We start from the raw sequence: 1,820 nt of genomic DNA, 5'->3' as shown, positions 1-1,820 counted from the left end.
GTTTTTCAAAAACGACCCTTATGCGTTAAATTCTGTTGCAACCCATCAGGTTTTAGAATTTACTCCGGTGTTACACCAAGGGTTTTTAAAGGAGTTTTTGGATTTGTAAGGATAGAAAATGACTACAAAAATTGATTATAACAAATATTCTAATATGACGAGAAAGCAGCTTTTGAACTTGCTTTCAAATGCGGAAAAGAAAGAGGAAAAAATCAGGCTTGAAACGTCTAATACGCGCGAATTAATTAAGTTTTTAAAAACAAAAATCAAAGAAAACCTAAAAGAACCCAAGTATTATACTCTTGAAACCTGCCCTGCAATTAAGAAAATAGATGGGTAGGCAAAAGACAACCTAGAGTTAGCAGCTGAAGCCGATAGGGAACTAGAAAAGGAAATGAAAGACTATTATGCGAATCATCATTCCGCACAAAGTCAATAAATATCTCTTAAAGCAAGGGAGCGGAGACCCTAAAGGCGTTAAAAAGATTAGAAGTTTTTTGGGGGGCAATATTTAGAAACTGCCGAACACCCCACCGCTTTACCAAATTGTAAAAAACTGCAGGGCTATGAGAATTTGTGGCGATAGAAAGTGAGTAATTATAGAATTATCAGAGAAGTGAGAACCTCCGAGCCAATTATTAAAATCATTGAAATTGACACAAGGGAAAATGTCTATGAAGGCTATTAACAAAAAAGGATTACATAAACCTTAAGATAGTTTAGCAATCCTTATCAATTTTAAAATCCATTACCTCCTTATATTAATCCCATACTTTCAATTTTTTTAAAGCCAAATCCACAATCATAAACACACCAAATAAAAACGAAAGAGAAAAAATATAATCCTAATGATTTTCTTTAATTGTCTCTTTCGTTTCTTTAAATATTTTTTTATTTTTCCAAAAGACATTAAGCCTCCTTTTCCTTTATAAAAAAATTAATTTAATTGTTTGGTTTTTCAAACCATGCTCTAATTTCTGTTGTATTTATCTAAATTGTATCTAACCCATTTTCCAACTGATGGGTATTATGTGGTATCTGTAGTATTATATGTAGTATAAATCTCAATCTATGTTAAATTGAAATTGCTTTTTTAATGCTCTAACTAACTAGCATTAAAAGTATCTTCTTAGGGTATATCAGTCGTAACTGCCCTGCTTTATTCTTTTGTGTTTTTACTTTACAATTTCATCGTGCAAACTCCTCAACTTAAGACATCAATTCCATAAGCAACAAACAAATTCTTGCTTATGGAATTGAAATATTACAATAAAAAAATTTAATGTCAAGAGTGCTTTTTATAATTTGCATACAATTTGTGCCTCTTACACTTCCAGCAAACGCCTTTGGAGATAGAGTTTAGCAGGATAAAACAAAGGATTCTTAGAATCCAAGAAAAAGCTTCTAGGTTGTTTTATGTTCTACGATTTGTTTAATTGCTTCCATAATCTGCTCATTTTTTGCGCCCTCTTCTCCTAAGAGATTTCGCAATAAAACTAAGCTAAGTTGTGGAGGAAAAACCACATAAGCGTTACCATATGCTGGAAAACCATTGCTATTCAAGCCTATACAAAATTCCTCCTCTTTGTTTGTTGATGCCTTGCCAACTACCATTTTAAAGCTATCTTTTTCATAAATAACTTTCTCGTTTCCATCAAAAGGTGTCATTGTTTCTCCTTATATTTATATCATTACAGCTTCATCGCCTATGGCAAATCCGTAACCTATCCTATCAAACAAAATTGTTTTAGTTTTTGCATTTAATTTTGCAAAACACATTTCTTAAAAACTTAAAATTAACCCATTTCTCCTCCTTATTT

General features: G+C 31.8%; 2 protein-coding genes. One reads left to right on the top strand and one right to left on the bottom strand.

Annotation, left to right across the window (positions count from 1 at the left end):
- The first annotated feature begins 118 nt into the window (after window positions 1-118).
- The gene (locus Q1553_RS08195; protein WP_300763128.1) at window positions 119-340 is read left to right on the top strand and encodes a hypothetical protein; all 222 of its coding nucleotides are present in this window, start codon (window positions 119-121) and stop codon (window positions 338-340) included.
- 1,064 nt (window positions 341-1,404) lie between these two features.
- On the opposite strand, the gene Q1553_RS08190 is transcribed toward Q1553_RS08195, so the two are convergent.
- Window positions 1,405-1,668 carry a hypothetical protein gene (locus Q1553_RS08190; RefSeq protein WP_300763126.1) on the bottom strand — a complete coding sequence of 88 codons (264 nt, stop codon included), beginning with the start codon at window positions 1,666-1,668 and terminating at the stop codon, window positions 1,405-1,407.
- Window positions 1,669-1,820: the final 152 nt, after the last annotated feature.

The sequence above is a fragment of the Helicobacter sp. UBA3407 genome (genome assembly GCF_949747025.1).
Taxonomy (GTDB): Bacteria; Campylobacterota; Campylobacteria; order Campylobacterales; family Helicobacteraceae; genus Helicobacter_D; species Helicobacter_D ganmani.
Note: the sequence above shows the minus strand (reverse complement) of the source record. Positions and strands in the feature narration are given on the sequence as shown.

What these genes read in the sequence shown, in the direction of transcription:
- Q1553_RS08195 (WP_300763128.1), top strand. Translation starts at nt 119, where the DNA reads ATGACTACAAAAATTGATTATAACAAATATTCTAATATGACGAGAAAG.
- Q1553_RS08190 (WP_300763126.1), bottom strand. Translation starts at nt 1,668, where the DNA reads ATGACACCTTTTGATGGAAACGAGAAAGTTATTTATGAAAAAGATAGC.